Below are 6,054 nucleotides of genomic sequence, written 5' to 3'. Positions count from 1 at the left end.
TCGACGATCTCGCCCTGGTCCATGAAGATGACGCGGTCGGCGACCTGGCGGGCGAAGCCCATCTCGTGGGTGACGCAGAGCATGGTCATGCCTTCGTTGGCCAGTTCGATCATGGTGTCGAGGACTTCCTTGACCATCTCCGGGTCGAGCGAGGAGGTCGGCTCGTCGAACAGCATGATCCTGGGATTCATGCAGAGCGCGCGCGCGATCGCCACGCGCTGCTGCTGGCCGCCCGAAAGCTGGGCGGGATATTTGTGGGCCTGTTCGGGAATGCGCACGCGGGCGAGGTATTTGCGCGCGGTCTCCTCCGCCTTCGCCTTGGCGATGCCGGAAACCTTCATGGGCGCTAGCGTGCAGTTTTCGAGCACCGTCATGTGCGGGAACAGGTTGAACTGCTGGAACACCATGCCGACGTTGCGGCGCACCGCCTCGACGTTCTTCGGCCCCGCGGTGAGTTCGATGCCGTCGACGACGATCTTGCCGCTGCGGACCTGCTCGAGCTGGTTGATGCAGCGGATGAGCGTCGACTTGCCCGAGCCGGACGGGCCGCAAAGGACGATTCGCTCGCCTGTGCGGACCGTCAGGTTGACGGCCTTCAGCGCATGGAAAGCGCCGTAGTATTTCTCGACGTTTTCCATGCTCACCGCGAGCGAGACGGTTGCGTTCGCCTGTTCTGAACTCACGTGGACATCTCCCTGCGGCCGGCCGTGCCTGAACCTACTTCTCGGCGTTTTCGATGAAGTCCGGCAACGGCGCCTTCATCCATTGCTCGTGCAGCTTGCCCAGGCTTCCGTCCTTCTTCTTCCCGTTCAGGAAGTCGTTGACGGCGGCAAGCAGCTCGGGCGAGTCCTTGCGCACGACGATACCCTGCGCCTGCTGGCGCAGCAGGAACTTCTTGGTGAAGCGGTCCGGCGCCGTCTTTTCGATCTGGCCGATCGCGATGTCGGCAACGCCGAGCAGCGGCACCTGGCCGGAGATCAGTGCCTGCGCGGAGGAGGCGTCGTCGTCGTAGCGCTGGACGTTGGTGTCGGCCGCGGCGATTGCCGTCACGGCGGTATCCTGCGTGGTGCCGCGGGTGACGCCGATCGTCTGGCCCGCGAGGCCCGCCTTGTCGGTGATGGCGATATCCTTGTCGCCATAGACGAACTGCTCGAGACCGGCATAGGGCACCGAGAAGTTGACAACCTTGAGGCGTTCCTCGGTGATGCCGAGCGTGGCAAACAGCACGTCGGCCTGGCCCGACAGCAGGTACTGGATGCGGTTGGCCGAGGTCACCGGCAGGATGGTCAGCTTGACGCCGATGCTGTCGGCGAACTCCTTGGCGAGATCGGGATCGTAGCCGACGGCCTGGCCGTTGGAATCGAGCAGGCCGAAGGGTGGGTAATCGACCAGCGAGCCGACGGTGATCGTGCCTTTGTCCTTGATTTCCTTCAAGGTCAGGGCTGAAGCCGGCATCACGGTGACGGCCGCCGCGACCGCGACGCTCGCGACGAACGTCAGAGCATTTTTCCAGAGTGTCATCAGGTGTATCCTCCCTTTCAAAAAATGGATCCCCGACATCGAGGGTCCGGACAATTCGAGACGTCAGCGTGTCGCCAGAGCGGCGTAATGCCCTTCCATGCGCCGGGCGTAGACCGAAAGCGGCCAGCACAGGCAGAAGTAGATGATGGTCACCAGCCCGTAGACCTTGAGCGGCGAGTAGGTCGCGTTGTTCATGATCTGCGCGGCGCGCATCAGCTCGACGAAGCCGATGATCGAGGCGAGCGACGTGCCCTTGATCAGCTGGACGAGGAAGCCGACGGTCGGCGCCACGGCGATGCGCGCGGCCTGCGGCAGGATCACCGATTTCATCCGATCGAAATAGGACAGGCCAAGCGCCCAGCTCGCCTCGCTCTGGCCTTCCGGCACCGCCTGGATGCAGCCGCGCCAGATCTCGCCGAGAAAGGCGGCGGCGTGCACGGTAAGCGCCAGTGCGGCCGCCACCCAGGGGCTGACGCCGAAGCCGATGATCTGCAGGCCGAAATAGGTGAGGAAGAGCTGCATCAAGAGCGGCGTGCCCTGGAACAGGCGAATGAAGCCGAGCGCCGGCAGGCAGAGCAGCCGGTATTTCGACACCCGCGCCAGCGCCACCACGAGTCCGCCGACGGCGCCGCCGGCAAAGGCGGCGGCCGAAAGCGCGATGGTCCACTGGACAGCCAGAACGATGAACCAGAATTCCTGTATGCCGAAGGGGCGGATCATGACCTCGCTCCTACCGGCTTAAGGGATAGTTAAAGGCGAGGCGCTGGATCAGGCGGAACAGGCCGGAGAAGCCGAGCGACATGACGAGGTACATGCCGGTGATGACAAGATAGACCTCGAAGGCGGTGAAGGTTCGCTGCTGGATGTCGTTGCCGGCGGCGGCCAGGTCCGTCGCCGAGATCACCGAGACGACGCTGGTCGACAGCATCAGGTAGACGAACTGGCTGGTCAGCGCCGGGTAGATGGTACGCACCGCCTGCTTCAGGATGATGTAGCGGAAGATCTGCAGGCGGTTGAGCCCGAGCGCGACGCCGGCCTCGACCTGGCCCTTGGCGATGGATTCGATGCCGGCCCGGATGATCTCGGTGGCGAAGGCGCCGACATTGACCACCAGCGCCACGATGGCGGCGGTGTTCGGCGTCATGCGGATGCCGAATTCCGGCAGCGCGAAATAAATGAAGTAGATCTGCGCCAGGAAGGGTGTGTTACGGACGAGCTCGATATAGGCGTCGATCAGCCAGCGCAGCGGGGGCGGCCCGCCGGTCTTGGCAAAGGCCAGCACGACGCCGACGATCAGGCCGAGAATCATGGCAACGAACGAGAGCTGGATGGTGATCCACGCGCCCGTTAGAAGATGGTCCATGTTCGCGAACACGGGCGCGAATAGGAGCTGATACTGCATGACCTCCCTAACTTCCGGCTGCTCCAGAAATGCCTGCCCGCCACGCTCCGATCCGCCGACCGCGCGCGCCTTCCCTATCGGGGAAGCTTAAGCCGGCGGCGCGATGCAGGGATATTATCGGTTCGGTTCCCCCCACCTCGCCAAATGTGTTGGCTGGCGCCGCCCGCGCGGCGGTTCAATCCAGCCGGTAGACGCGCCGCGCGGTGCCGGCAAACAGCCCGCGTTTCACGCCGTCGGATGCGCCGGAAACGATGCGCTTGAAGGCGTTCCAAAGGGCGGCATAGCCGATGCCCATCCGGTCGACCGGGAAGTTGCTCTCGAACATGGCGCGGTCGGCTCCGAAGAGTTCGATGCAGGTCTCGATGTAGGGACCCCACATGGAGGCGAGCTCGGCCGAGGTCGGCGGCGCGGGCCGGGTGTTGTAGTCGTAGGCGGCAAGCCGCATCATCATGCCGCCGAGCTTGATCGAGACGTTCGGGCACGTGGCGAGTTCGGCCATCGACGCTTTCCAGGCGGCGAAGACCTCGTCCTTGCGGCCGGCATAGGGGCCGTAGCCGAGCGGGCAGCCGCAATGGCCCATGACGATGCAGGCCTCGGGAAAGGCGCGCGCGAGGTCGGTGACGTCGGCGAGCTGGGGATGGTAGAGCCAGGCGTCAAAGGACAGGCCCATGGCGACGAGCCGGGCAAATCCGGCGCGAAAATCCGGCTGCCCGTAAAGCCCGGGCGCGATGCCCGGAAAGCTGTTGCCGATGATCGGGTCGGCGTCCCAGCCGCCTGAGTGGCGGATGCCTCGGAAACGACCGCCGCCGGCCCGTACATGCGCCTCCAGGACCGGCGCGACGCCGTCGCCGAGCATCAGGTCGGCGAAGCCGACGATGCCGGCCGCAACGCGGATCGGCCCGTAGATGCCATTGTCGCACATGGCGGCGATGCCGGCGGCGACCTCGGTCTCACCGACGGGCTGCATCTCCTTCGGGCCGAAGGCGCGATCCCATTCGTAAGCGTTCATGTGAACGGTGGCGACGACCGTGTGGCCGCTGTTGGCATCGGCGAGGAACTCGTCGAGCATGTAGCGGTGGCCGCTGGTGGTGCGAAGGTCCCAGAGATGATGATGGGTGTCGATGATCTCCAATTCGGGGTCGAGAATGACCTCCGGCTCTGCCGTCGCCAGCCAGGCTTCGTCCGGCGGGAAAATACGGCCGTATCGGGTGGGCAGTCTGGACGAACGCATCGGTATTCCCTGTCTCATTTGTCGGTGGACCGCGAAGCCGGCTGCCTCACGGAGCGGGCACGAGCCGGCAACGCAATGCCGATCCCGTGCCGGTGACGGCGAGTTCGCACGGCGCCGCGACGTCGAACGGTTGCGTCAGCGTGCCGGTGAAGACCGCGCCGCCACGCCTCAGGACCTGTCCCCGTTCGCGCAGATGCGCGATCAGGTGGCCGAGCACCGCGAGCGTATCGGGCAGATCGTCGCCGCGCAGGCCGCGGGCGCGCAAATGGCCGTCGACCGTGACGCCGGCATGTGCGGCGATGTCGCCGATCGCGTCAAGATCGACGGTTTGGCCCAGGACCACCGCATGCGACACGCAATTGTCGGCGATCGTGGCCGGCACGCCGATGCTCTGGCGGTCGGGAAGGCGCGAGGAGACGATTTCGAAGCCGATATGCGCGGATTCGATCAGGTCTGGGGTGACGACGGGTCCCGCATCGCACGCCAGCACGAGCGCGATCTCCAGTTCGATAGTGACGCTGGCATCGCGGGGCACGATGACGTCTTCGCCACTGACGTGGCGGCGCGGCGCCAGGATGCGCCCGAAGATCGGACGGGAGAGACCGGCGCCGCGATAGAAGTTGCGCCCGGCGAGGCCGATCTTCCAGCCGACTACCGCATGGCCGAGGAGTGCGATCAGCCGGTCCTGGACATCGTAGCCTTCGGCGAGGCTGCGCGGCCGTACGTCGGCGCGCAATCCGGCCGGCTGCGCACCGGCGCGCCATGCGTTCGCCAGTCCCTCTGCCGCGCGGTCGGGATCGAAGCTGTCGCTCATGGCGTCAACGGCCCGTCATCAGGCGAAGAAGACGCCGCCATTGACGTTGACGATCTCGCCGCAGAAATTGCTCGCCCCCTTCGTGCACAGGAAGGCGATCGGCCAAGCGATCTCCTCGGCGGTGGCCATGCGTCCGAGCGGAAAGTTTTCGCGCGGAAAGTCGATGTTGGCGCTGAACGGCGTCACGACCGGTCCGGGGGCGACGCCGTTGACCAGGACGCCGCCCGACGCAGCCTTGCGGGCAAGCAGGCGGACTAGCGCGTGCAACCCGCCCTTCGAGGTGACGTAATCGGGCGGCGTCGTCGTCAGCGTGCCGCCGTGCCAGCCGGCGAGCGAGCCGACGAGGATCAACCGGCCGCCGCCGTTCCCGACCATGTGGGCGATGCTGGCGTGACCGAGTTCGATCGGTAGCCGGACGTTGACCGCCATGGTCCGGGCGAATCGGGCTTCCCAGTTCGGGTCCTGGTCCCATGGAATCTGCGCCGGAACGATGCCCGCGCAATGGACGACCGCGCGGACCGGCCCGGAGGCGAAGAGCGGGGCTATGGCGCCGGGCGCCAGGAGGTCGCCCTGGAAGGTTTCGGGAACGACGTTGTGGGCGGTGAGATCGGCACAGGTTGCGTCGAGGCTCGAGACATCGGCGAGCAGCAGGTCGGCGCCGAGGCTGGCGAGAGCGCTTGCCGTCGCCCGGCCGATCCCGCTCGCCGCGCCGGTGACGACAATGCGCTGGCCGCTGAGGTCGAGTGCTTCGGGAAGAGATAGTGCCATGAATTCCACCCTGAAGCTGCGTTCAGACCCTGGCGCGCGGCGCCAGTCGCTCGATGATCGCCCGGGCGATCGCGCCCGTGCCGTCGCTGCCGCCAATGTCATAGGGACGAACCGAGCCGGCGGCAAACGCCGCGTCGACGGCGGCCTCGATCTCGTCGGATGCTTCCAGGCAGGCCTCGCTGCCATGGCGGGTGCCGAGCCAGTCGAGCATCATGGCGGTCGACAGGATCATCGCGACCGGATTGGCGATGCCCTGGCCGGCAATGTCGGGCGCGGTGCCATGGCAAGGCTGGAACAAAGCGTGATCGTCGCCGATAT

General features: G+C 66.0%; 8 protein-coding genes. All 8 read right to left on the bottom strand.

The features are described from left to right. Positions 1 to 638 (bottom strand): amino acid ABC transporter ATP-binding protein (locus tag EN984_RS19310; RefSeq protein WP_164765530.1); only part of this gene is annotated, 638 nt, incomplete at its 3' end. Between the two features lie 79 nt (positions 639 to 717). Further along, complete coding sequence (locus EN984_RS19305) at positions 718 to 1,521, bottom strand: transporter substrate-binding domain-containing protein (protein WP_127268071.1); 804 nt, start codon at positions 1,519 to 1,521, stop codon at positions 718 to 720. A 63-nt stretch (positions 1,522 to 1,584) separates the two neighbouring features. Beyond that, complete coding sequence (locus EN984_RS19300; RefSeq protein WP_127268072.1) at positions 1,585 to 2,241, bottom strand: amino acid ABC transporter permease; 657 nt, start codon at positions 2,239 to 2,241, stop codon at positions 1,585 to 1,587. Positions 2,242 to 2,251: 10 nt separating this feature from the next. Further along, complete coding sequence (locus tag EN984_RS19295; RefSeq protein WP_024504874.1) at positions 2,252 to 2,923, bottom strand: amino acid ABC transporter permease; 672 nt, start codon at positions 2,921 to 2,923, stop codon at positions 2,252 to 2,254. Positions 2,924 to 3,098: 175 nt separating this feature from the next. Further along, positions 3,099 to 4,154 carry an amidohydrolase family protein gene (locus EN984_RS19290; RefSeq protein WP_127268073.1) on the bottom strand — a complete coding sequence of 352 codons (1,056 nt, stop codon included), beginning with the start codon at positions 4,152 to 4,154 and terminating at the stop codon, positions 3,099 to 3,101. Between the two features lie 46 nt (positions 4,155 to 4,200). Further along, complete coding sequence (locus EN984_RS19285; RefSeq protein ID WP_127268074.1) at positions 4,201 to 4,968, bottom strand: hydratase; 768 nt, start codon at positions 4,966 to 4,968, stop codon at positions 4,201 to 4,203. Positions 4,969 to 4,986: 18 nt separating this feature from the next. Beyond that, the gene (locus EN984_RS19280; protein ID WP_127387153.1) at positions 4,987 to 5,736 is read right to left on the bottom strand and encodes an SDR family oxidoreductase; all 750 of its coding nucleotides are present in this window, start codon (positions 5,734 to 5,736) and stop codon (positions 4,987 to 4,989) included. Positions 5,737 to 5,758: 22 nt separating this feature from the next. After that, the coding region (locus EN984_RS19275) for an isocitrate/isopropylmalate family dehydrogenase (RefSeq protein ID WP_281057319.1) at positions 5,759 to 6,054 on the bottom strand (296 nt) is incomplete at its 5' end.

It is taken from the genome of Mesorhizobium sp. M7A.F.Ca.CA.004.12.1.1, assembly GCF_003997835.1.
Lineage (GTDB): Bacteria > Pseudomonadota > Alphaproteobacteria > Rhizobiales > Rhizobiaceae > Mesorhizobium.
The sequence above is the reverse complement of the archived record's forward strand: the minus strand, read 5'-3'. Positions and strand labels throughout refer to the sequence as shown.

Excerpts from the sequence above, each read along its gene's own strand:
- EN984_RS19305 (WP_127268071.1), bottom strand. The coding sequence starts at position 1,521 with ATGACACTCTGGAAAAATGCTCTGACGTTCGTCGCGAGCGTCGCGGTC.
- EN984_RS19300 (WP_127268072.1), bottom strand. The coding sequence starts at position 2,241 with ATGATCCGCCCCTTCGGCATACAGGAATTCTGGTTCATCGTTCTGGCT.
- EN984_RS19295 (WP_024504874.1), bottom strand. The coding sequence starts at position 2,923 with ATGCAGTATCAGCTCCTATTCGCGCCCGTGTTCGCGAACATGGACCAT.
- EN984_RS19290 (WP_127268073.1), bottom strand. The coding sequence starts at position 4,154 with ATGCGTTCGTCCAGACTGCCCACCCGATACGGCCGTATTTTCCCGCCG.
- EN984_RS19285 (WP_127268074.1), bottom strand. The coding sequence starts at position 4,968 with ATGAGCGACAGCTTCGATCCCGACCGCGCGGCAGAGGGACTGGCGAAC.
- EN984_RS19280 (WP_127387153.1), bottom strand. The coding sequence starts at position 5,736 with ATGGCACTATCTCTTCCCGAAGCACTCGACCTCAGCGGCCAGCGCATT.